At 51.2% G+C, this 22,498-nt stretch carries 19 protein-coding genes; 14 read left to right on the top strand and 5 right to left on the bottom strand.

Annotated features, from left to right (window positions below):
• Window positions 1-421: 421 nt before the first annotated feature.
• The 7 genes from SK34_RS07105 to fucO all read left to right on the top strand — a co-directional run bounded on the left by SK34_RS07105 (window position 422) and on the right by fucO (window position 8,596).
• Window positions 422-1,921 carry a sugar ABC transporter ATP-binding protein gene (locus SK34_RS07105; RefSeq protein ID WP_003034052.1) on the top strand — a complete coding sequence of 500 codons (1,500 nt, stop codon included), beginning with the start codon at window positions 422-424 and terminating at the stop codon, window positions 1,919-1,921.
• A gap of 3 nt (window positions 1,922-1,924) precedes the next feature.
• The gene (locus tag SK34_RS07100; protein ID WP_003034055.1) at window positions 1,925-2,908 is read left to right on the top strand and encodes an ABC transporter permease; all 984 of its coding nucleotides are present in this window, start codon (window positions 1,925-1,927) and stop codon (window positions 2,906-2,908) included.
• A 73-nt stretch (window positions 2,909-2,981) separates the two neighbouring features.
• Window positions 2,982-3,932 carry an ABC transporter substrate-binding protein gene (locus tag SK34_RS07095; RefSeq protein WP_003034057.1) on the top strand — a complete coding sequence of 317 codons (951 nt, stop codon included), beginning with the start codon at window positions 2,982-2,984 and terminating at the stop codon, window positions 3,930-3,932.
• Between the two features lie 53 nt (window positions 3,933-3,985).
• Window positions 3,986-5,566 carry an FGGY-family carbohydrate kinase gene (locus SK34_RS07090; protein WP_048232711.1) on the top strand — a complete coding sequence of 527 codons (1,581 nt, stop codon included), beginning with the start codon at window positions 3,986-3,988 and terminating at the stop codon, window positions 5,564-5,566.
• Between the two features lie 66 nt (window positions 5,567-5,632).
• Window positions 5,633-6,631 (top strand): LacI family DNA-binding transcriptional regulator, encoded by a 999-nt coding sequence (locus SK34_RS07085; protein ID WP_003034060.1) that lies wholly within the window; start codon window positions 5,633-5,635, stop codon window positions 6,629-6,631.
• Window positions 6,632-6,772: 141 nt separating this feature from the next.
• Window positions 6,773-7,420, top strand: coding sequence for an L-fuculose-phosphate aldolase (gene fucA / locus SK34_RS07080; protein WP_003034062.1), 648 nt, complete (start codon window positions 6,773-6,775; stop codon window positions 7,418-7,420).
• 27 nt (window positions 7,421-7,447) lie between these two features.
• A complete protein-coding gene (fucO, locus tag SK34_RS07075; protein ID WP_048232709.1) occupies window positions 7,448-8,596 on the top strand; it encodes a lactaldehyde reductase in 1,149 nt (382 codons plus the stop codon).
• A 76-nt stretch (window positions 8,597-8,672) separates the two neighbouring features.
• On the opposite strand, the gene xni is transcribed toward fucO, so the two are convergent.
• From xni to queF, 5 genes are all read right to left on the bottom strand, one after another.
• A complete protein-coding gene (gene xni, locus SK34_RS07070) occupies window positions 8,673-9,428 on the bottom strand; it encodes a flap endonuclease Xni (protein ID WP_048232708.1) in 756 nt (251 codons plus the stop codon).
• A 166-nt stretch (window positions 9,429-9,594) separates the two neighbouring features.
• Window positions 9,595-10,962: an L-serine ammonia-lyase gene (locus SK34_RS07065; protein WP_003034070.1), complete on the bottom strand. Its 1,368-nt coding sequence runs from the start codon at window positions 10,960-10,962 to the stop codon at window positions 9,595-9,597.
• A 53-nt stretch (window positions 10,963-11,015) separates the two neighbouring features.
• Window positions 11,016-12,305, bottom strand: a complete 1,290-nt coding sequence (locus SK34_RS07060) for an HAAAP family serine/threonine permease (protein WP_003034073.1) — start codon at window positions 12,303-12,305, stop codon at window positions 11,016-11,018.
• 560 nt (window positions 12,306-12,865) lie between these two features.
• The gene (gene ppnN / locus SK34_RS07055; RefSeq protein WP_003034076.1) at window positions 12,866-14,230 is read right to left on the bottom strand and encodes a nucleotide 5'-monophosphate nucleosidase PpnN; all 1,365 of its coding nucleotides are present in this window, start codon (window positions 14,228-14,230) and stop codon (window positions 12,866-12,868) included.
• A 112-nt stretch (window positions 14,231-14,342) separates the two neighbouring features.
• Window positions 14,343-15,191 (bottom strand): NADPH-dependent 7-cyano-7-deazaguanine reductase QueF, encoded by an 849-nt coding sequence (queF, locus tag SK34_RS07050; protein ID WP_003034084.1) that lies wholly within the window; start codon window positions 15,189-15,191, stop codon window positions 14,343-14,345.
• Between the two features lie 68 nt (window positions 15,192-15,259).
• On the opposite strand from queF, the gene syd reads away from it, so the two are divergent.
• The 7 genes from syd (at window position 15,260) to gudD (ending at window position 22,417) form a co-directional block, all read left to right on the top strand.
• Window positions 15,260-15,805: a SecY-interacting protein gene (syd, locus tag SK34_RS07045; RefSeq protein WP_003840362.1), complete on the top strand. Its 546-nt coding sequence runs from the start codon at window positions 15,260-15,262 to the stop codon at window positions 15,803-15,805.
• 632 nt (window positions 15,806-16,437) lie between these two features.
• The gene (locus tag SK34_RS07040; protein WP_003034091.1) at window positions 16,438-16,767 is read left to right on the top strand and encodes a YqcC family protein; all 330 of its coding nucleotides are present in this window, start codon (window positions 16,438-16,440) and stop codon (window positions 16,765-16,767) included.
• The gene (truC, locus tag SK34_RS07035; RefSeq protein WP_016150914.1) at window positions 16,767-17,549 is read left to right on the top strand and encodes a tRNA pseudouridine(65) synthase TruC; all 783 of its coding nucleotides are present in this window, start codon (window positions 16,767-16,769) and stop codon (window positions 17,547-17,549) included. The genes SK34_RS07040 and truC overlap by 1 nt, the downstream gene beginning before the upstream one ends.
• A gap of 19 nt (window positions 17,550-17,568) precedes the next feature.
• Window positions 17,569-18,018: a flavodoxin gene (locus SK34_RS07030; RefSeq protein ID WP_003846536.1), complete on the top strand. Its 450-nt coding sequence runs from the start codon at window positions 17,569-17,571 to the stop codon at window positions 18,016-18,018.
• A 342-nt stretch (window positions 18,019-18,360) separates the two neighbouring features.
• Window positions 18,361-19,713, top strand: a complete 1,353-nt coding sequence (gene gudP, locus SK34_RS07025; protein ID WP_003034105.1) for a galactarate/glucarate/glycerate transporter GudP — start codon at window positions 18,361-18,363, stop codon at window positions 19,711-19,713.
• A 2-nt stretch (window positions 19,714-19,715) separates the two neighbouring features.
• Window positions 19,716-21,056, top strand: coding sequence for an enolase C-terminal domain-like protein (locus SK34_RS07020; RefSeq protein WP_048232706.1), 1,341 nt, complete (start codon window positions 19,716-19,718; stop codon window positions 21,054-21,056).
• Between the two features lie 20 nt (window positions 21,057-21,076).
• On the top strand, window positions 21,077-22,417 hold the full coding sequence (gene gudD, locus SK34_RS07015) for a glucarate dehydratase (protein ID WP_044713407.1): 1,341 nt from the start codon (window positions 21,077-21,079) through the stop codon (window positions 22,415-22,417).
• Window positions 22,418-22,498 lie beyond the last annotated feature (81 nt).

Raw genomic sequence — 22,498 nt, 5'->3', positions numbered from 1 at the left:
TGTTGAACACCACCGTCGCAGTTGGCTGAATAACTCATTTTTGCTAACTCGAGTTAGCTTAGGTATTAGAGAGTTTTTTGCACAACTTTTTTGTTGTGGAACTGTGAGAGGCTTCACGAGAAGTGGTTAAAATTCGATCTGCGTCAAATAAACCAGAACGCATATTTTTGTATAAATCCTTTTAAATTAAGTATTTGCAATAAAATGTTTGTTCAGCGTCACAGATTTAAACCAAATGATTTGGCTAATTTGAGTAGCTAAAATAGCTTTAAAAGGCACTTCGCTAACTCGAGTTAGCATGATTGATAAAACGCATATGAACGTATAGGTAGTATTCGCATTAACGGTGACGATGGCTTCCTGGCAACGTTTTTTCGCCTGATTCACTGATTGCAGTTTCTGTATATTGAGGAAAGCAGCAATGTCTGAAACATTTTTACAGATGAGTCATATTACGAAACGTTTTCCCGGCGTATTAGCGTTGAGTAATGTGGATTTTGCTTTACGCAAAGGCGAGGTTCATGCGCTGCTGGGTGAGAATGGCGCAGGAAAGTCTACGTTGATGAAGATTTTATCCGGTGTTTATCAGCCTGATGAAGGAGATATTATTTTTGAAGGGCAATCTGTTTCTTTTGCGAACCCGTTGAGCGCACAAAGCGCAGGTATCACGATTATTCACCAGGAATTTAATCTTTTCCCTGAACTCACGGTAGAAGAAAATATTTTTATTGGCAGGGAGTTTTGCAAAAATAACCGCTGGCGTCTGGATGAAAAACAACAGCGACAGGCTGCTATCGATATTTTGCAAAAATTAAACCTGAATATCTCCCCAGAAACGCTGGTGGCCGATCTGACCGTCGCGCAACAACAAATGGTTGAGATTGCTAAAGCGATATCGGTGAATGCTAAGATCCTTATTATGGATGAACCGACGGCGGCACTGACGGAAACGGAAATCGACAGTTTATTTCAGGTAACCCGTTTGCTGAAAGAACAGGGGACGGGCATTGTTTATATCTCGCACAGGCTGGAGGAACTGGCGCTGATAGCCGATCGTGCGACGGTGATGCGTGATGGTCAGTTTATTGCCACTGTAGATTATGATGCGGTTAAAATTAGCGACCTGATTGCCATGATGGTTGGGCGGGACCTCGGCAATATCTATCCTCGTCGTGGACCTTTGGCTCAACGTAAGCCGGTGTTGGAAGTCAGCGGTCTGACTCGCAATGGTGTACTGAACAACATTGATTTCACCCTGTATCAGGGCGAAATATTGGGTTTCGCTGGTCTGATGGGCGCAGGGCGTACCGAGCTGGCGCGGGCGATTTTTGGCGCGGATCCCATTGATGGCGGTACCCTCAAGCTAAACGGAAAAGTGACGGTAATTAAAGATATTCCTGATGCTATCCAACAGGGTATCAGCTATTTAACCGAGGACAGAAAAAAAGAGGGGCTGGCATTAGGACTGTCCGTTGAGCGTAATATTATGTTGGGCAATTATCCTGAATATTCCGACCGCTATGGCAATGTGGACAGCAAACGTTGTCAGAAAACCAGCGAGGAACAGGTTAAAGCCCTACGGATTAAAACACCACATTTAGAGCAGGCGGCACTGAATTTAAGTGGCGGTAATCAGCAGAAAATTATTATTGCCAGATGGGTATGTAAAGATACCGATATTCTCATCTTTGACGAACCCACTCGCGGTATTGATGTGGGGGCTAAACTTGAAATTTATGAATTAATGAATCGACTGGTGGCAAAAGGGAAGTCAATTATCATGATTTCTTCTGAATTACCGGAAGTGCTGGGTATGTGCGATCGCATTTTGGTTATGCGTAATGGACGTATTACCGGGGAGTTAGCTTCTGATGACGCCACACAAGAAAAAATCATGCAATATGCGACGTTAGAGGACTAATTTATGACTATCTCTGTAACCTCTTCAGACAGCAATAATAAGAAAATAAAAATTAACAAAGAACTTTTAATGCGCCTTGCGCCGCTTTTGAGTCTGATTATTTTAGTAATATTTTTTAGTTTTGGTTCGCCATTTTTCTTTAACACTGAAAACATCATGACAATTGCCTTGCAAACGTCAGTGATTGGCATCATGGCAATTGGCGTTACCTTTGTCATTATCACTTCAGGAATCGATCTTTCTCTTGGCTCGGTAGTGGCCTTTTCTGGTGTTGCGGTAGGCATCAGCGCCACGCTGGGATTGCCTCTGCCCGTATGTATTCTGGCGGGGGTGCTGGCCGGGGGATTATGCGGCTATATCAACGGCCTGCTGGTCACCAAAATGACTATCCCGCCTTTTATCGCCACGCTGGGCCTGATGATGTCAGTCAGAGGCATCAATATGGTGATGACCGATGGTCGTGCGATTTATTTCGCTGATTACCCCACCTTCAAAATGCTGGCCCAGGGACGTTTGTTTGATGTGCTGCCTTATCCCGTTTTTTACCTGGTGGTGGTGGCGTTAATTGCCGCCTACATCCTGAAGAAAACGGTGATTGGTCGCTATGTTTACGCCGTGGGTAGCAATGAGGTAGCCGCACATCTTTCCGGTATTAAAGTTCAGCGCGTCAAAATTTTCGTCTACGCCTTTTGTGGTCTGCTGACTGGGATTGCCGGGGTGATTCTGGCCTCTCGCTTGAACTCAGGACAACCAACGGTCGGCGTGGGTTATGAGCTGGAAGCCATCGCGGCGGTTGTTATTGGCGGTACAAGCCTAATGGGCGGAATTGGTACCATCGGCGGCACGATCATCGGCGCATTCATTATGAGCGTGCTGAAGAATGGTCTGAACCTGATGGGCGTCTCCCAGTTCTGGCAAATGGTAGCCATGGGCGTGGTGGTCATTGCCGCGGTTTATCTCGATACATTACGCAAAAAAATTCGTTGATTTACGCTCCCGGAAGTCACGGGGCATCATAACCCTGACGTTTAGGGTGACTCACTCAGAACGGAGTAAAACAATGAGAACCAGGAATTTTGTCTATGCGTTATCCCTGCTGGCCTGTATGACATCCAGCGTATTGGCTAAAGATATGAACCTTCCGGTGGTCAGTAAAGGTTTCCAGCATGAATTCTGGCAAACCGTGAAAATGGGGACGGAAGCGGCAGCAAAAGAGTTGGGCGATAAAACCAGCTATGTTGGCCCGGCGGATGAAACTCAAATTGCTGAGCAGATTCAGTTGGTTGAAAACGCGATGGCGCAAAAACCTAATGGGCTATTACTGGCCGCGTTAGATGCCAATGCGCTTGCGCCATTAGTTGAGACCGCAAATTCACGCGGTATTAAAGTTGTGACGTTTGACTCCGGCGTGAATTCTGATATCCCGGTGAGCTTTGTCGCCACGAATAACCGTAAAGCCGGTGCTGAAGCCGCAGACGCGCTGGCAGCGGAAGTGGGCAGTAAAGGGAAAGTGGGCATTATTGCGCACGTAGCAGGGACCTCTTCTGCGATTGAGCGTTCGGAAGGGTTTATTGCCCGTATGAAGGAGAAATATCCGGATATTCAGGTGCTACCGGTCCAGTACAGTGATGGCGATCCGCAAAAGGCGATGGATAAAACCATCGATATGATCCAGGCCAATCCTGATATTGCAGGGATTTATGGCACGAATGAAGGTTCAACGCTGGGCGTAGCAAACGCTATTGATAGCCAAAATCTGAAAGGTAAAGTGAAGGTGATTGGTTTTGATAGCACCGAGGCAATCATTGCCTTCCTGAAGTCCGGAGTGATTCAGGGATTTGTGGTACAGGACGCTTATCAGATTGGCTACCAGGGTATCAAGACGCTGAATGCAGCGGTATCGGGTCAGTCTGTACCGAAAGAGATTGATATTCCGGTGAAATTTGTCAGTGCGAAGAACATTGATACCCCAGAAATTGACAAATTGTTACACCCATTCGGTAAAAAATAAGACCGTTGGGGCGAGGTGCTCGCCCCATCATTAGCCAGCGTCAGGGAGTTACTATGGGCAGTGGATATTTCCTCGGTGTGGATGTCGGTTCCGCCAGCGTCAGGGCTGGTGTCTTTGATGCCAGTGGCACACGGCTGGCTTTTGCGACACGCCCCATCTCGCAGTTTCGACCCGGTCCTGAGCGGGTTGAGCAGTCATCTGCAGAAATCTGGCAGCAGGTTTGCCATGCGGTGAGAGGAGCGGTGTCGTCAGCGGGGGTTCCCGTCGAGGAGATTCGTTCACTGGGATTTGATGCCACCTGCTCCTTAGTTGCCCTCGATGAACACGGGCAGGGACTGGCGGTTTCACCTGGTGAATCGCCAGACCATAACATCATCATGTGGATGGATCATCGCGCGGTAGATGAGGCCAAACGCATTAATGCCACGCAAGATCCGGCTCTGCGCTATGTCGGCGGCGAAGTCAGCGTAGAGATGGAACTTCCCAAGGTGCTGTGGCTGAAAAATCATTTTCCCGCAACGTGGCAGAGTGCACATCGTTTCTATGATCTTGCGGACTTTCTGGTCTCTAAAGCTACCGCCACTGATGTTGCCGGTTTGTGCACGCTGACCTGTAAATGGAACTATCTGGCACATGAACAACGCTTTAGCCACTCCCTGCTAGACGCCGTTGAATTAACGGATTTGTTAGGCAAAATCCCGTCGCGTATTCTTCCGCCAGGCGCTGGCGTTGGAACGCTTAGCAGCGATTCGGCCCAGGCGCTGGGGCTGACGACTGCAGTGGTCGTCGCCAGCGGTATGATTGATGCCCATGCTGGCGGAGTTGCGCTTGCCGGGGTTGAGCCTGAGGGGACGTTGGCGCTGATTAGCGGAACGTCAAATTGCCATATGCTGTGCAGCGAGCAGGAAATTCATACGCCAGGTGTTTGGGGGCCTTATTGGTCAGCCATGCTGCCAGGCTACTGGCTGACGGAAGGGGGGCAGAGTGCTGCTGGGGCGTTAGTCGACTGGACGCTTCAGGAATCAGGAGCCAGTGCTGAGCTGTTTCACAAAGCTGAGGCCCGGGGCTGCCATCCCATTGTTTTAGTTAATGAATGGGTTGCCGCACTTGAGGAGCAGGAGTCTGAGCCTGGTCGTTATCTGCATGTGCTTGCCGATCACCACGGTAATCGTTCGCCGCGCGCACGGCCCGATGCTCGAGGCAGCATCTGTGGTTTGACGCTGGAACGAGGCGAGATGCAGGTAGCTCGTCTGTACCTGGCGACATTACAGGCGATCGCCTGCGGTACGCGGCATATTATGGAAGTGATGCGTGAAAACGGTCACACCATTTCCCGACTGACGCTGTGCGGCGGCGCAACGCATAACCCACTGTGGATGAGAGAATATGCCGATGCTACCGGATGCGATATTCATCTTATGCAGGAAGAGGATGCGGTGACGTTAGGTGCGGCTATCACTGGCGCGGTAGCATGCGGCGCGTGGGCAACTATACCGTCCGCATGCCGGGCAATGGTTCGATCGGGCGAGGTGATTAAGGCGAACCCGGCGCGGCGGAACTTCTATGATCGCAAATACCAGGCTTATCTGATGTTGTGGGAGCAGCAGCAGGCGATTAACCAACTTATGCAGTAAGACAAAAGTTTAAAATACTTTTATGATTGTAGATTGACGTTTTTGGATGTGGACTGGGGCATATAGATGGCTAAAACAGTAGAACAGATAGCCAGCGATCTGAATTTATCGGTTACGACCGTACGACTGGTGCTGAACGGGAAAGCAGAGCAATATCGAATCAGTGTCAAAACCCAAACGCGTATTAATGAATATGTCGAGCGCTATGGTTACGTCATTAACCATTCAGCACGTAGCCTGAAATTAAATAAAACGGATACTTTGGGATTGATTGTACCCAATATTTCCAACGTCTTTTTTGCCACACTCGCAGAAAAACTTGAGCAACGCTGTCGTCGTTCAGGTTATCAGTTAACGATTAGCTGTACCTATGACGATGTTGATTACGAAAATAAACTGACCAAAGCGTTAATCGCCCGTAATGTCGATGGCCTTTTTATTGTTCCCTCAACGTTAGAGAATCAGCAACACCATTTACGTCAGGTCAGAAAACCGATGGTGTTACTTGACCGTGATTTTAAGTATACCGATAACGCACTGGTAGAAAGTCATAACATCTTGGGCGGCGAGAAATTGACGCAGAGTCTGTTTGACGCTGGAAAGTCGCCAATCTGGTTTTTAGTGGGGGATACTGGATTACCCAGCATTGGTGATCGTTTGCAAGGTTATCTTAATGCATTGAACAATAATGGCATTTCACATAGAGATTGGGTGCGCGAAGGTCCGGACAACACACCTGAAGGTGGTTATCGACTGATGGATGAGTTGATCGGCGAACAGGGCTGTCCGCAGGCGTTTATCGCCTCATCATTACCGGTACTGGAGGGGGCCATTAACGCTATTCGTAATCGTTTGGGCACAATTCCACCGGAAATTAATATTGGGACATTCGATGAACACCCAATGCTGGGATTCCTCGCCAATAATGTCTGGTCAATGCAACAGGATGAAAATGTCTGGGCGGAAAAAGCATTCGATATGATGATGAGTGCTATTGATGATCACCCAATTAAAGAAACTGTAAAAGTTGAGATGAAACTTATTAAGCGCGTAAGACAACCTTAATATGTCGCTATAAATAAATCGGCCAACTGAATCTGAATAAATACGTTCAGTGGCTGCCTGTACCTAAAACCTGACCCGTCTTATTCTGCGGCTGCATTTTTCGCAATAAAGACGAGGGGAAACTGTACCCGGAGAATCATTATGGAAAGAATGCGTTTGTCGCGAGAAATCATTGAAACCTGTCTGGAAATGACCAGCCTTGGATTGAATCAGGGGACGGCGGGAAATGTGAGTGCGCGTTATGAAAACGGGATGCTGATCACGCCCAGCGGTATTCCTTACGAAAGACTTACTGAAAACATGATCGTGTATGTAGATAACGACGGGAAATATGATAAAGGACAATTACCCTCCAGTGAATGGCGTTTTCACCTGGCGGCATACCAGACGCGTCCGGATGCCAATGCGGTTGTCCATAACCATGCCGTACACTGCACGGCCGTTTCAATTCTTAATCGCCCTATCCCGGCAATTCACTACATGATTGCAGCGGCGGGGGGGAACTCTATTCCGTGTGCGCCTTATGCGACGTTTGGTACACGAGAGCTGTCAGAGCATGTGAGCGTCGCCCTGAAAAACCGTAAGGCAACGCTTTTACAGCACCATGGGTTGATTGCTTGCGAAGCGAATTTGGAAAAAGCACTGTGGTTGGCGCATGAAGTGGAAGTTCTGGCCCGTCTGTACCTGAGCACGCTGGCGATTGTTGACCCGGTGCCGGTGCTGGATGACGAGGAGATCGCTATTGTGCTGGAGAAATTCAAATCTTACGGATTACGCATTGAAGAGTAATTTCGCATAGCGAAAAGGAGAAATACAATGGCGAACAGAATGATTCTGAATGAAACAGCATGGTTTGGCCGGGGGGCTGTTGGCGCATTAACCGATGAAGTTATTCGTCGCGGTTATCGCAAGGCGTTGATTGTGACTGATAAAAATCTGGTGCAGTGCGGCGTTGTTGAGAAAGTGACATCCCGAATGGATGCTGCAGGTCTGGCATGGGAAATCTATTCAGGCGTTATTCCTAATCCAACCATTGCGGTAGTGCAGGAGGGATTGAGTGTCTTTCAGCAAAGCGGCGCAGACTATCTGATAGCCATCGGAGGAGGCTCCCCGCAGGATACCTGTAAAGCGATTGGCATAATCAATAATAACCCGGAGTTTGCGGATGTACGCAGCCTTGAAGGGTTATCGCCGACACGCTTCCCGAGCGTACCGGTTATGGCTATCCCAACCACCGCGGGAACAGCGGCGGAAGTGACCATTAACTACGTGATCACTGACGAAGAAAATCGGCGTAAGTTTGTTTGTGTCGATCCACATGACATCCCGCAGGTGGCGTTCATCGATGCTGATATGATGGACGGCATGCCTGCTGCATTAAAAGCGGCTACTGGAGTAGATGCACTGACTCATGCCATTGAAGGTTACATCACCCGGGCAGCGTGGGCGCTTACCGATGCGCTGCACATTAAAGCCATCGAAATTATTGCCGGGTCATTGCGCGGTTCTGTTGCGGGTGACAGCCAGGCGGGTGAAGCGATGGCCCTGGGCCAGTACGTTGCCGGGATGGGCTTCTCCAACGTTGGTCTGGGATTAGTGCATGGCATGGCACACCCGTTAGGCGCGTTCTACAACACGCCGCACGGCATCGCGAATGCCATTTTGCTGCCGCACGTGATGCACTATAACGCCGAATTCACTGGGGAAAAATTCCGCGATATTGCCCGGGTAATGGGGGGTAAGGTTGAAGGACTGACGTTGGCGCAAGCACGCAAAGCGGCAGTGGATGCTGTCTTCGCCCTTAATCGCGATGTAGGGATCCCACTGCACTTACGCGATGTTGGCGTCCGTAAAGAGGATATTCCTGCATTGGCGCAAGCCGCATTTGACGATGTTTGTACCGGGGGAAATCCGCGTGAAGCGAGCCTTGGGGATATCGTTGAGCTGTACCATACCGCCTGGTAATTACCTGGCGTTTATCTGGCCTACAGGGTTATGCGTTAAGTAGGCCGGATAAGCGCAGCGCCATCCGAAAAAAAGACTACCGTGCCAGCCGTAGCTGCTGTAGGTTTCCGTCGATATGTAAGTCCGTTTGCAGCCGCGCGATATCGCGGCACAAAAACGCCATCTCCCGATGTTCTTCGAGTTTCTTACGCCATTTCTCCGGTACGTCATCCAGATGTTCATACAGTGCTTCCAGCGTTGGAAACTGCGTCAACAATTGTGTGGCGCTTTTAGGACCAATACCGGCAACCCCAGGTATCTTAGAACTGCTGATCCCTGCCAGTCCCCAGTAATCAGGCAACTGTTGCGGCAGTACGCCGAACTCTTTCTCGATAAACGGCGCATCCAGCCAGCGTTTCTGGAAATAATCGCGAATACGCAGCGTTGAGGAGAGTAGCTGACAATAGCCTTTATCGGTTGAGACGATGGTTGCCTGATGTCCGGCCAGGCTAACTTTCACCGCCAGAGTTGCGGCTAAATCATCGGCTTCATTCCCGCAGGATTCCCAGCAGCAGACACCGCGCTGTTCAAAGGCGGCGCGTAAGGCGGGCATTTCCTTGTGTAAATCGTCAGGCATTGGAGGGCGACCGGCTTTGTAGTCAGGTAAGCGTTGGTGACGCCAGCCGCTGTTGCGCGCTTCGTCATCAAATACCGCCACGGCGTGTGTGGGCTGACTGTGCACAATCAACTGATCTAGCGCGTGCTGGCACGTCTCCACGCAGGGTGAGCCCTGTACGGCGTGAATTCGGCGGATAAGATTCAGTGCATCGACAATGAGCAGATGGACGGCCACGGTGTTCTCCCTAACAAATCAGTCTGTAGGGTAACATTCACGGCGAGTGGAGGCGAAGATCTGATACAACATTTTGCCGGATGTCGGCTGAAGCCTTATCCGGCCTACAAATGAATACGGCACTGTAGGCCGGATAAGCTTGCGCCATCCGGCAATGGGGTGGGACTTAATCGCAGGTGACAATTTTCATAGCCAAACCGCCGCGAGATGTTTCGCGGTATTTGGCATTCATGTCTTTACCGGTTTCGTACATGGTCTCGATAACTTTATCGAGGCACACGCGTGGCTCACTGGTACGGCGCAGCGCCATACGTGCGGCGTTCACCGCTTTCACGGACGCGATCGCGTTACGCTCAATGCACGGTACCTGTACCTGGCCGGCAACCGGATCGCAGGTCAGACCCAGGTTATGTTCCATACCGATTTCCGCCGCGATGCACACCTGCATTGGACTACCACCCAGCAGTTCAGCCAGACCAGCCGCTGCCATGGAGCAGGCCACGCCAACTTCACCCTGACAGCCGACTTCGGCACCAGAGATAGAGGCGTTCATCTTATACAGTGAACCAATGGCGCTCGCGACCAACATATAGCGTGCCAGCGAGTTAGCGTTCACTTCACGGATAAACTTGTCGTAATACGCCAGTACGGCAGGAACAATCCCGCATGCACCGTTGGTTGGCGCGGTAACTACACGTCCACCTGCTGCGTTTTCTTCGTTCACGGCCAGCGCGAACATGTTGATCCAGTCAACAACCGCCATCGGGTCAGTGGTGGTTTTGTCGCTGCTGACCAGCATGCGACGCAGCGCAGCAGCACGACGCGGAACGCGCAGTTTGCCCGGCAATACACCTTCGGTGGTGATGCCGCGCTCAATCCCGCTACGCATCACTTCCCAGACGTTAGCAAAGTGCTGTTCTAGCTCTTCTTTGCTGTGCAGCGCCAGTTCGTTTTGCATCATCAGACCGGAAAGTGACAGGCCGGTTTCCTGGCAATGACGTTGCAAATCAGCTGCGGATTTATACGGATACGGCACGTTTACCGGAGAGTTATTCGGTAAACCAAAATGTTCTTCATCAACGATGAAACCACCGCCAATGGAATAGTAAGTCTGGCTGTAAATGGCTTTTTCGCCCGCCAGTGCGGTAATACGCATTCCGTTTTCGTGCAGGGACAGATTGTCCGCATGGAAATTCATGCACTTGTCGACCGGGAACTCGACCTCATGTTGACCGTCTGCCAGCAGCAAACGCCCATGAGTATTCACATCCTGGATAAAGGAGGGGATGGCATCAATGTCTACGGTATCCGGCAGATTACCCGCCAGGCCCATAATAATCGCGATGTCGGTATGGTGACCTTTTCCCGTCAGAGATAAAGAGCCATAGACATCAACCACTACGCGGGTTACGTCAGTGAGAATTCCGCGTGCAATCAGGTCATCCGTGAATTGTTTGCCTGCTTTCATCGGGCCAACAGTGTGGGAGCTGGAAGGGCCAATGCCGATTTTGAAAATATCGAATACGCTAATCATGAGGCGTCCATTGTGTATCGAGATGCGCCGCCCCGAAGAGCGGCGCAGGGGAATTAACTGAACAGAGAGTAGAAAATAGCGGAGATAGCGATCAGGCCCATAATCACAACGAAGACGTTGCTGATATGGCCGCTGTACTTACGCATTGCCGGAACTTTCTGGATGGCATACATCGGCATCAGGAACAGAATCATCGCGATGATTGGGCCACCCAGGGTCTCAATCATACCGAGGATGCTCGGGTTCAGCGTCGCCACAATCCAGGTGGTTACCAGCATGAACAGTGCAGTGATTTTGTTCAGTTTGTTGATTTCGATGGATTTGCCTTTGCCGCGCAGAGACTTAATCACCATCCCGTTGAAGCCTTCACGTGCGCCCAGGTAGTGGCCGAGGAAGGATTTGGTGATAGCGATAATCGCGATGATCGGTGCCATCCAGGCAATAATCGGCGCGTTAAAGTGGTTCGCCAGGTAAGACAGAATCGAGATGTTCTGCTCTTTTGCTGCTGCCAGGTCCGCCGGGGTCAGGCTGAATACGCAGCTGAAGACGAAGAACATAACGGTCAGTACCATCATGATGTGAGCGAATGCCAGAATCTTGGAGCATTTCTTCTCAGCTTCATCACCGTACTCTTCACGCTTCGCCACGGCGAAGGAGGAGATGATTGGGGAGTGGTTGAAGGAGAACACCATTACCGGAATCGCCAGCCACAGGGTCAACAGCAGGCCGTTGCCGGTGGTTGCCGCAGAGTCAAAAGACATGGTTTCCAGAATCGCACCGCTCCACTGAGGGATCAGATACAGCGCCAGCAGCATCAGAGCCGCAACGAACGGGAATACCAGGATGCTCATCGCCTTAACGATCATCTGCTCACCGAAGCGCACGATGGTCATCATGCCGACAATCAGGATCAGAGACAGGATTGCACGCGGCGGAGGAGTAATCGCCAACTGATGGGTTAGGAAGCTTTCAACGGTATTGGTGATTGCTACGCTGTAAACCAACAGAATCGGGTAGATAGCGAAGAAGTAGAGCAGGGTAATCAGTTTACCTGCGCCAACGCCGAAGTGTTCTTCTACAACTTCAGTGATGTCTTCACCCGGATTTTTACCGGACAGCACAAAGCGAGTCAGACCGCGGTGTGCAAAGAAGGTCATTGGGAAGGCAAGGATCGCCATGATGATCAGCGGGATCATACCGCCTACGCCTGCGTTGATCGGCAGGAACAATACACCCGCGCCAATCGCCGTGCCGTAAAGGCCCAGCATCCACATGGTGTCTGTCTTGCGCCATGCGCTGCGGGTCTGGCCCGTAACGATAGTGCTGGTTTGAGTGTTTTCCATCTATTTCTCCTGGAGGAAGCTTAAAAAGCCGGGTTTGAGGTCAATCCAATGAGAAAGTACCCGGCTGTAAATCGAAATTCGTTGAGCGATTTTTATATAATTTTTCGCCGTAATAATTTTCGGGCGGAAAGATACATTTTAGTAATGAATGTATCAGTGATCGGGATCCCAAATGCAATAATCCACCTTTTATGTGGATAAATTTGGGCCATTAATCTGTTAAAAAATAGTCAAAGCGAATTTACGGGCGCGAAGGCTAACATTAACGACATATCTCATGAAAGCGAAGGCGCGAAGATAGGCGTGTTCAGCTGTAAAAACTGTTGTTTTTAGATGATTTCGGCGACTAATAATAATTTACTAAGATAAATCACGGTTGGTTTTTCAAGGTAATCGTTTGCGTGACACGCTGTTTTTAATGAATCATCACTAGTATTTATGTGATTGTCAGAGCTATGTGACTGGTATCACTAAAAAAAGCCGGGAGGCAAATGCGCCAAACCCGGCTTTAATATGGACAAAACTGTCATCGCTATAGTGCTGCTAGCGGGTGTAGAAGGTTAGGCGCAGATCTCGTAACAAGGGATATACGCAGTGCCCGGTAACTTCATACGATGTTGTGCAACAAAGCCCTGCAGGAGATCGTCCATGCGGCGCATCATTTCGCGGTCACCGTGGATTTTGTACGGGCCAAACTCTTCAATAGCGCGGATGCCGACTTCCTTCACGTTACCAGCGACAATTCCGGAGAATGCGCGACGTAGATCGGCCGCCAGTACTTCAACGGGTTGATCCGGGTACAGCTTCAGGTTGGCCATGTTTTCATGAGACGGTTCGAACGGCATCTGCAGATCGGGCGCGATACGAATCGACCAGTTAAAGCTGTAAGCATCACCTGTGTCGCGACGGTTTTCTTTCACCAGCGGCATCGCTTTTTTCATCAGGCGCGCCACTTCCGCTGCATCGTCAATGATAATGCGATAGTGGCGACGCGCATCTTCCCCCAGCGTGTGCACGATAAATTCGTCAAGCACGCGGAAGTAATCCGCACTCTCTTTTGGTCCGGTCAGGATCAGTGGTAGAACCTGATCTTTGTTGGCCGGATTCATCAGGATCCCCAGCAGATACAGCAGCTCTTCTGCTGTCCCTACGCCACCCGGGAAGATGATAATACCGTGGGCGATACGCACGAACGCTTCAAGACGTTTTTCAATGTCCGGCATGATGATCAGTTCGTTTACCAGCGGGTTAGGCGGTTCAGCGGCGATGATTGACGGTTCGGTCATGCCAATAAAGCGGCTGTCTTTGTATCGCTGCTGGGCGTGGCCTACCGCAGCGCCTTTCATTGGCGCTTCCATCGCCCCTGGACCGCAGCCGGTACAGATGTTCAGTTCGCGCAGGCCCAACTGGGTGCCGACGCGACGGGCGTACAGGTACTCATTTTCGTTGATTGAGTGACCGCCCCAGCAGACGACCATGTTCGGCGCTTCACCGACGTGCAGCGCCCGGGCATTACGCAGGATCGAGAATACGAGGTTGGTGATATGGACCGAGCTTTCGAGATCCAGATGCTGAAAACGGCCGGCGTTATGGATCTGGCCATTGACGAACAGAATGTCGCGCAGCACGGCAAACAGGTTAGCCTGTAGCGCACGAATAATGCGTCCATCAACAAACGCATCTTCAGGTGGGTTGATCAGTTCCAGCTTCACGCCCCGTTCGCGGCGCAGTACGTTAATATCGAAACTTTCAAAGCGTGACAGCAGTTCTTTACTGTTGTCGGTCAAACTGCCGGAGTTCAGAACGGCAAGCGAACAGTTACGAAACAGTTGATACAGGTCGCTGCTGGCCGTGCGTTTAAGCATATCGACTTCCAGCTGCGACAACATGTCCATTGAGCCAAGCGGGCTAATATGTGTAATCAAGTAAACTCCTTATGGGACGCAACACGTCATTCCCTGTGATTACAATAGCCCTGGCTTATGACCTTTCACAACCTTGTGCGCGGAATCCGACACGCAAAATTGAGAAAAAAGATTACTGACGCACCAGACGACCGGTTGCCGGAGTGAAATCGGTGTTGGTGCGCCATGGGTTAATGTCCAGGCCACCACGTCGCGTGTAGCGTGCGTAAACGCTCAGTTTCTCCGGCTGGCAGAAGCGCAGAATGTCATTGAAAATGCGTTCCACACACTGCTCGTGAAATTCATTATGGTGGCGGAAGGAGACCAGATAACGCAGCAGCTTCTCCCTGTCGATTTTCCGTCCGCGATACTGAATTTGTATGGAGCCCCAGTCGGGCTGATGGGTAATCAGACAGTTGGATTTCAGTAGATGGCTGACCAGTGTCTCTTCCACTGCCTTTTCACCGCTCACGGCATTTTCCAGATACGCAGTGCTGAACTGGTAGTTATCGATGACGATATCCTGGTTGTCGATACAGGTGCCGTTAAAGTGGGCTATCGGCTGCCCTTCCAGTTCGTCAAGGCGGTACAGCGCCACGCTGACATCGCCCTGAGCGCAGGCGCGAAGATCGTTTTCCAGTGTCTGACGTACCGCATCCCAGGAATCAAAACGCGTCTGATTAAAACTGTTCAGGTAAAGCTTAAAGCTTTTCGATTCAATCAGATTTACGCTGGTGTAATCCAGTTCCACGTGACCGACTGCGACCTGGGGTAAGCCGTTGGTATTCAGCCACGACAGTTCATACAGCGTCCAGATATCTGCACCGTGAAAAGGCAGGGTATCGGCCTTTAAATCCAGCGGATCGCGGTTTAGGCTGCGCGGAACGCCCTGCAACAGACTTGCATCGTAATTGTCTCGGTAATCCGTTGATTTACCTAGAGTCAGGCCGTCAAGCGCCTGATGATTTTCATAAGAGGACATGTTTCACCGTCATAAACCAGATACACTATGCGACAAGTGTATCCTGGCTTTTGTGAAGAGAGAAATCAGTGGACGAATTGACAGCGCAGGCGTTGGTAGCCTTTACGACGCGTTATTGCGACGCATGGCATGAAAAAAACAACAGTTGGCCACTCAGTGAAGAGCTGTATGGCGTACCTTCTCCGTGCATCATTTCTTCCACAGACGATGCGGTATTTTGGCAGCCTCAGCCTTTTGTCGGCGAAAAAAACCTCAATGCGGTTGAACGGGCCTTTGATATTGTGGTACAACCTGCCGCTCACGCTTTTTACACCACCCAGTTTGCCGGGGATATGCACGCGCAGTTTGCGGATGAAAAGCTGACGCTGCTGCAGACCTGGAGTGAAGATGACTTCAGGCGCGTTCAGGAAAACCTGATTGGTCACTTGGTTACGCAAAAGCGACTTAAGCTTTCGCCTACGCTTTTTATTGCCACACAAGATAATGAGCTTGACGTCATTTCGGTGTGCAATCTGTCCGGTGAAGTGTGCAAAGAAACGCTGGGAACCCGTAAACGAACGGTGCTGGCGGCCTCACTTGCGGAATTCCTCACTCAACTTAAGCCAGTTCTGTAATCCTGTTTGCCCTGAATCTTGTGAGAGATCTCTTACAAACCCTGTAGGACATTGCCAGGTGATAAGTAAAGACTTAATGAATTAATAAAATAATAATTTATTATTATTCAATTGGTTAGTCTTTTATTGTCAACTTTCATACGAAAATAATCGTAAGGGTAAGCCTGTAAGCATCTTGTAAGACAAAGCGAAACAGGCGATTCTATATCTGTCGACAAGGAGTCGCACAACGAAGAGAACATCAGGATGATGGCTCTTCACCTGGATACACCAGGACGGTGTTGCAAGGACAGGCTTCAGGACGAAGCAAAGAGGAAGACGCTGGATGCGTTAAAGGACACCTCCAGGACGGAGAATGAGAGCCGGTCAGGATGTTCGGCGGGTCAGGATGGCCAGGATACTTCAGGATGAAGTTTTCACATCGGGGTGATGTGAGCAGGATGCAAAAGTTCAGGATGAACAAGGTCGCAAGACCACAGGAAAAGTTGTCACGGATGAGCAGGGAGCACTAAAAGTAGCTGGAATGCTGCGAAACGAACCGGGAGCACTGTTTTTTACAGTGCTCCCTTTTTTTATTTCCCTCCACTAGTGCTATTCTTCGCGCCAGATTTTTCATCATTGAGGTTTATTTCATGACGACTCATGACCGTGTGCGCCAGCAGTTACACGCACTTGAAGCGCTACTGCGTGAACATAATCACTGGCGGATGGATGAGCCAGCAGAGCATCTGTTTACCAGTACGCAGCCTTTTTGTATGGATACCATGGAGCCGGTCGAGTGGCTGCAGTGGGTGTTGATTCCCCGCATGCATACGCTACTCGATAACGCGCAGCCGCTTCCGCAGGCTTTTGCCGTTGCACCGTATTACGAAATGGCGCTAGCAGCCGATCATCCGCAACGCGACATTCTCCTGGCGGCATTGCAGGAGCTGGATGCGCTGTTTACCAGTGATAACGCCTGATGCTGGAAATTCTTTATCAGGACGAATGGCTGGTTGCAGTCAATAAACCTTCGGGCTGGTTGGTTCACCGCAGTTGGCTCGACCGGGATGAGAAAGTGGTGGTGATGCAAACGGTGCGAGACCAAATTGGTCAGCACGTTTTTACCGCCCATCGACTCGACAGACCAACCTCCGGTGTGCTGCTGATGGGACTGTCCAGCGAAGCCGGGCGTTTGTTGTCTCAGCAGTTTGAACATCATCAAATTCAGAAACGCTATCATGCGATTGTGCGTGGCTGGCTGATGGATGATGCCGTGCTGGATTACCCGTTGGTCGAAGAGCTGGATAAGATTGCCGATAAGTTTGCCCGCGATGATAAAGGCCCGCAGCCTGCCGTCACCCATTATCGCGGCCTGGCAACGGTAGAAATGCCGGTAGCGACCGGGCGTTATCCGACCACCCGTTATGGACTGGTGGAGCTGGATCCTAAAACCGGTCGGAAACACCAGCTCAGGCGCCATCTGGCCCACTTACGCCATCCGATAATTGGCGACAGCAAGCACGGTGATTTACGGCAAAACCGCAGCGCCGCAGAGCATTTCGGTTGTCAGCGATTAATGCTGCATGCCAGCCAGCTTGCGCTGACGCATCCATTCACCGGTGAGCCTCTGGTTATTCGCGCCGGGCTGGATGACGTCTGGATGCAGGCATTGTCACAATTTGGCTGGCGTGGACTTCTCCCTGAGAATGAAAGGGTTGAGTTCGTCGAGCGGTCAGGTCAGGATGAGCAGATAGATTCTTAAGTCCCAGGAGATTACGGTTATGGCGGAAATTGGAATTTTTGTCGGCACAATGTACGGAAACGCGCTGCTGGTTGCCGAAGAGGCCGAGGCCATTTTGACGGCACAGGGTCATAAAGCCACGGTGTTTGAAGATCCGGAGCTTAGCGACTGGCAGGTATATCAGGATAAATATGTGCTGGTGGTGACCTCAACGACCGGGCAGGGCGATCTGCCCGATAGCATTGTGCCGCTGTTTCAGGGGATCAAAGATAATCTCGGTTTCCAGCCAAATCTGCATTACGGAGTCATTGCGCTGGGCGACAGCAGCTACGTTAATTTCTGTAATGGTGGCAAACAGTTTGATGCGCTGTTGCAGGAGCAAAGCGCACAGCGCGTGGGTGAAATGTTGCTGATTGACGCCAGCGAACATCCTGAACCGGAAAGCGAATCCAACCCTTGGGTAGAAAACTGGGGAACCTTGCTCAAATAATCTCTCGCCCGTACGGGCATACAACCCCCATTTGAACCGTAGGCCGGGTCAGGCGAAGCCGCCACCCGGCAATAAAACCCCAATTACGTGAACTAACTTCCACTGCTTTGGGCTTATGCCCCAAACAACTTCTTACTGCCTCCCGAATGTTGTGTTCATGCACGGTGAGGGTAAGAGCCACTCCTTCATATACTTTTCCCGTCAGTTCCCGAAAAGGCAGCGAGTCAGAATAAAACGGCCCTGAGCTGTACCAAAACTGCCACACACTAACCTCTCATTCTGATCACCCTACAGGTGCTGTACAGAATGAACTGGCGAAAGCCAAGATTCAGGAGTGCAACAATGAGTTCATTAAGTCAGGCGGCGAGCAGCGCTGAAAAACGCACTAACGCTCGCTACTGGATAGTGGTGATGTTGTTTATCGTCACATCCTTCAACTACGGCGATCGCGCCACCTTATCCATTGCCGGTTCGGAGATGGCCAAAGACATTGGTCTGGATGCGGTAGGGATGGGTTATGTATTCTCCGCTTTCTCATGGGCCTATGTTATCGGCCAGATCCCTGGCGGCTGGTTGCTTGACCGCTTCGGTTCAAAACGTGTTTATTTCTGGTCCATCTTTATCTGGTCCATGTTTACCCTGCTGCAGGGCTTCGTCGATATCTTTAGCGGCTTCGGCATTATCGTTGCGCTGTTTACGTTGCGATTCCTTGTCGGTTTAGCTGAAGCACCTTCCTTCCCCGGCAATAGTCGTATAGTTGCGGCATGGTTCCCGGCACAGGAGAGGGGCACGGCGGTCGCAATCTTTAACTCTGCGCAGTACTTTGCCACCGTTATTTTTGCGCCAATCATGGGGTGGCTGACCCACGAAGTGGGCTGGTCGCATGTGTTCTTCTTTATGGGCGGCCTCGGGATTGTTATCAGCTTTATCTGGCTGAAGGTGATTCATGAACCAAACCAGCACCCGGGCGTAAACCAAAAAGAGCTGGAGTACATTGCTGAAGGCGGGGCGCTGATCAATATGGATCAGGCGGCCGCCAAAGCTAAAGTGCCGTTCAGCGTGAAGTGGGGGCAAATCAAACAGCTGCTGGGCTCACGGATGATGATCGGTATTTACATCGGGCAATACTGCATTAACGCGCTGACCTACTTCTTTATCACCTGGTTCCCGGTTTATCTGGTGCAGGCTCGCGGTATGTCGATTTTGAAAGCCGGTTTTGTCGCTTCGGTCCCGGCCATTTGCGGATTCGCCGGCGGCGTGCTCGGCGGCATTATTTCCGACTGGCTGATGCGCCGTACCGGTTCGCTAAATATCGCCCGTAAAACGCCAATCGTACTCGGCATGCTGCTGTCGATGGTGATGGTGTTCTGTAACTACGTCAACGTGGAGTGGATGATCATCGGCTTTATGGCGCTGGCCTTCTTCGGCAAAGGTATCGGTGCGTTGGGATGGGCGGTGATGGCTGATACTGCACCTAAAGAGATCAGCGGTCTGAGCGGCGGTTTGTTCAACATGTTTGGCAATATCTCCGGTATCGTCACGCCAATTGCTATCGGCTACATCGTAGGGACCACCGGCTCGTTTAACGGCGCGTTGATTTACGTCGGGGTGCATGCGTTGATTGCGGTGGTGAGCTATCTGGTACTGGTGGGCGATATTAAACGTATCGAACTGAAACCTGTCGCAGGACAATGATGATGACAACACAATCGAGTCCCGTTATTACCGATATGAAGGTCATCCCGGTGGCCGGTCATGACAGCATGCTGCTCAATATTGGCGGTGCGCACAATGCATATTTCACCCGCAATATTGTGGTTCTTACCGATAACGCCGGCAATACCGGCGTCGGTGAAGCGCCGGGCGGCGAAGTGATTTATCAGACGCTGGTTGACGCTATCCCGATGGTATTGGGTCAGGAGGTCGCGCGCCTGAATAAGGTGGTACAGCAGGTGCATAAAGGCAACCAGGCCGCTGATTTTGACATCTTCGGCAAAGGCGCCTGGACGTTTGAGCTACGGGTAAACGCGGTAGCGGCGCTTGAAGCGGCGCTGCTCGACCTGCTGGGCAAGGCGCTGAACGTGCCGGTTTGTGAACTGTTAGGGCCGGGCAAGCAGCGCGATGCGGTCACCGTACTCGGCTATCTGTTCTATGTGGGCGATCGCACAAAGACCGAGTTACCGTATCTGGAAAGCACGCCGGGAAACCATGAGTGGTATCACCTGCGTCACCAGCAAGCGATGAACAGTGAGGCGGTGGTACGTCTGGCTCAGGCTTCGCAGGATCGCTACGGCTTTAAAGATTTCAAACTCAAAGGTGGTGTACTGCCTGGCGAGCAGGAAATCGACACCGTTCGTGCGCTGAAAAAATGCTTCCCGGATGCGCGTATTACGGTTGATCCCAACGGTGCCTGGTTGCTGGATGAAGCCATCTCCCTGTGTAAAGGGCTGAACGATGTTCTGACCTACGCCGAAGATCCATGCGGCGCTGAACAGGGTTTTTCTGGCCGCGAAGTGATGGCCGAGTTCCGCCGTGCAACCGGTCTACCGGTAGCAACCAACATGATAGCCACCAACTGGCGTGAAATGGGCCATGCGGTGATGCTGAACTCAGTAGATATTCCGCTGGCCGATCCGCACTTCTGGACCCTTTCCGGCGCGGTACGCGTGGCACAGTTATGCGATGACTGGGGCCTGACCTGGGGCTGCCATTCTAACAATCATTTTGATATTTCGCTGGCGATGTTCACCCACGTTGGCGCCGCTGCGCCGGGCAACCCGACGGCTATCGACACCCACTGGATCTGGCAGGAGGGCGATTGCCGTCTGACCAAAAATCCGCTGGAGATTAAGAACGGGAAAATTGCTGTTCCTGACGCGCCTGGACTGGGCGTAGAGCTGGACTGGGATCAGGTTAACAAGGCTCATGAAGCCTACAAGAGACTGCCCGGCGGCGCGCGTAATGACGCAGGCCCAATGCAGTATCTGATCCCCGGATGGACTTTTGACCGTAAACGTCCCGTTTTCGGCCGCCACTAATTTTGAATAAGGACTTAATTATGAGCGCACAATTTTCTACCCCATTGGTTACCTCTATGCAGGTTATTCCGGTTGCGGGTCATGACAGTATGCTGATGAACCTGAGCGGCGCACATGCTCCATTCTTCACGCGCAATATTGTGATTATTAAAGATAACTCCGGTCATACCGGCGTGGGTGAAATTCCCGGCGGAGAAAAAATCCGCAAAACGCTGGAAGATGCGATCCCGCTGGTAGTAGGCAAAACGTTAGGTGAATACAAAAACGTGCTGAATGCGGTACGCAATACTTTTGCGGATCGTGATGCGGGCGGTCGCGGTTTGCAGACCTTTGATTTACGTACCACTATTCATGTGGTTACTGGGATCGAAGCGGCGATGTTGGATCTGTTAGGTCATCATCTGGGCGTAAACGTCGCCTCTCTACTGGGTGATGGACAGCAGCGTAGCGAAGTTGAAATGTTGGGTTATCTGTTCTTTGTCGGTAACCGTAAGGCAACGCCGCTGCCGTACCAGAGTCAGCCGGATGAGAAGTGCGACTGGTATCGTCTGCGTCATGAAGAGGCGATGACCCCGGATGCGGTAGTGCGCCTGGCGGAAGCTGCGTATGAGAAGTATGGTTTCAACGACTTTAAACTGAAAGGCGGCGTTCTCGCCGGGGAAGAGGAAGCGGAATCTATCGTTGCGCTGGCGAAGCGTTTCCCGCAGGCCCGCGTCACGCTGGATCCGAACGGCGCGTGGTCGCTAAATGAAGCGATTAAGATCGGCAAATATCTGAAGGGTTCTCTGGCCTATGCGGAAGATCCGTGTGGCGCCGAGCAGGGCTTCTCTGGTCGTGAAGTGATGGCGGAATTCCGCCGCGCTACCGGCCTGCCGACCGCCACCAACATGATCGCCACCGACTGGCGTCAGATGGGGCATACGCTGTCGTTGCAGTCCGTGGATATCCCACTGGCGGACCCGCACTTCTGGACCATGCAGGGTTCTGTCCGCGTGGCGCAAATGTGCCATGAGTTTGGGTTGACCTGGGGATCGCACTCCAACAACCACTTTGATATTTCGCTGGCGATGTTTACGCATGTCGCGGCAGCGGCTCCGGGCAAAATTACCGCGATTGATACCCACTGGATCTGGCAGGAAGGCAATCAACGCCTGACCAAAGAGCCATTTGAAATCAAAGGCGGCATGGTGCAGGTTCCGGCAAAACCGGGTCTGGGCGTGGAGCTGGATATGGATCAGGTCATGAAAGCGCATGAGCTGTACCAGCAACATGGATTGGGGGCGCGTGATGATGCGATGGGAATGCAGTATCTGATCCCGAACTGGACGTTTGATAATAAGCGTCCGTGCATGGTACGCTAAGCGAACTGGGACCGCTCCCATTAAGGGGCGGTTTTTATCCTGGTATATGCTTAACACAGTCAACATGCGTAAGGATGCTTT

The sequence above is a fragment of the Citrobacter sp. MGH104 genome (assembly GCF_001034485.1).
Lineage (GTDB): Bacteria > Pseudomonadota > Gammaproteobacteria > Enterobacterales > Enterobacteriaceae > Citrobacter > Citrobacter freundii.
This window is presented reverse-complemented; position numbering and strand designations above follow the sequence as displayed.

What these genes read in the sequence shown, in the direction of transcription:
- SK34_RS07030 (WP_003846536.1), top strand. Translation starts at nt 17,569, where the DNA reads ATGGCGGAAATTGGAATTTTTGTCGGCACAATGTACGGAAACGCGCTG.
- queF (WP_003034084.1), bottom strand. Translation starts at nt 15,191, where the DNA reads ATGTCCTCTTATGAAAATCATCAGGCGCTTGACGGCCTGACTCTAGGT.
- SK34_RS07065 (WP_003034070.1), bottom strand. Translation starts at nt 10,962, where the DNA reads ATGATTAGCGTATTCGATATTTTCAAAATCGGCATTGGCCCTTCCAGC.
- truC (WP_016150914.1), top strand. Translation starts at nt 16,767, where the DNA reads ATGCTGGAAATTCTTTATCAGGACGAATGGCTGGTTGCAGTCAATAAA.
- SK34_RS07105 (WP_003034052.1), top strand. Translation starts at nt 422, where the DNA reads ATGTCTGAAACATTTTTACAGATGAGTCATATTACGAAACGTTTTCCC.
- SK34_RS07020 (WP_048232706.1), top strand. Translation starts at nt 19,716, where the DNA reads ATGACAACACAATCGAGTCCCGTTATTACCGATATGAAGGTCATCCCG.
- SK34_RS07100 (WP_003034055.1), top strand. Translation starts at nt 1,925, where the DNA reads ATGACTATCTCTGTAACCTCTTCAGACAGCAATAATAAGAAAATAAAA.
- gudP (WP_003034105.1), top strand. Translation starts at nt 18,361, where the DNA reads ATGAGTTCATTAAGTCAGGCGGCGAGCAGCGCTGAAAAACGCACTAAC.
- SK34_RS07040 (WP_003034091.1), top strand. Translation starts at nt 16,438, where the DNA reads ATGACGACTCATGACCGTGTGCGCCAGCAGTTACACGCACTTGAAGCG.
- gudD (WP_044713407.1), top strand. Translation starts at nt 21,077, where the DNA reads ATGAGCGCACAATTTTCTACCCCATTGGTTACCTCTATGCAGGTTATT.
- SK34_RS07060 (WP_003034073.1), bottom strand. Translation starts at nt 12,305, where the DNA reads ATGGAAAACACTCAAACCAGCACTATCGTTACGGGCCAGACCCGCAGC.
- SK34_RS07085 (WP_003034060.1), top strand. Translation starts at nt 5,633, where the DNA reads ATGGCTAAAACAGTAGAACAGATAGCCAGCGATCTGAATTTATCGGTT.
- SK34_RS07090 (WP_048232711.1), top strand. Translation starts at nt 3,986, where the DNA reads ATGGGCAGTGGATATTTCCTCGGTGTGGATGTCGGTTCCGCCAGCGTC.
- fucO (WP_048232709.1), top strand. Translation starts at nt 7,448, where the DNA reads ATGGCGAACAGAATGATTCTGAATGAAACAGCATGGTTTGGCCGGGGG.
- fucA (WP_003034062.1), top strand. Translation starts at nt 6,773, where the DNA reads ATGGAAAGAATGCGTTTGTCGCGAGAAATCATTGAAACCTGTCTGGAA.
- SK34_RS07095 (WP_003034057.1), top strand. Translation starts at nt 2,982, where the DNA reads ATGAGAACCAGGAATTTTGTCTATGCGTTATCCCTGCTGGCCTGTATG.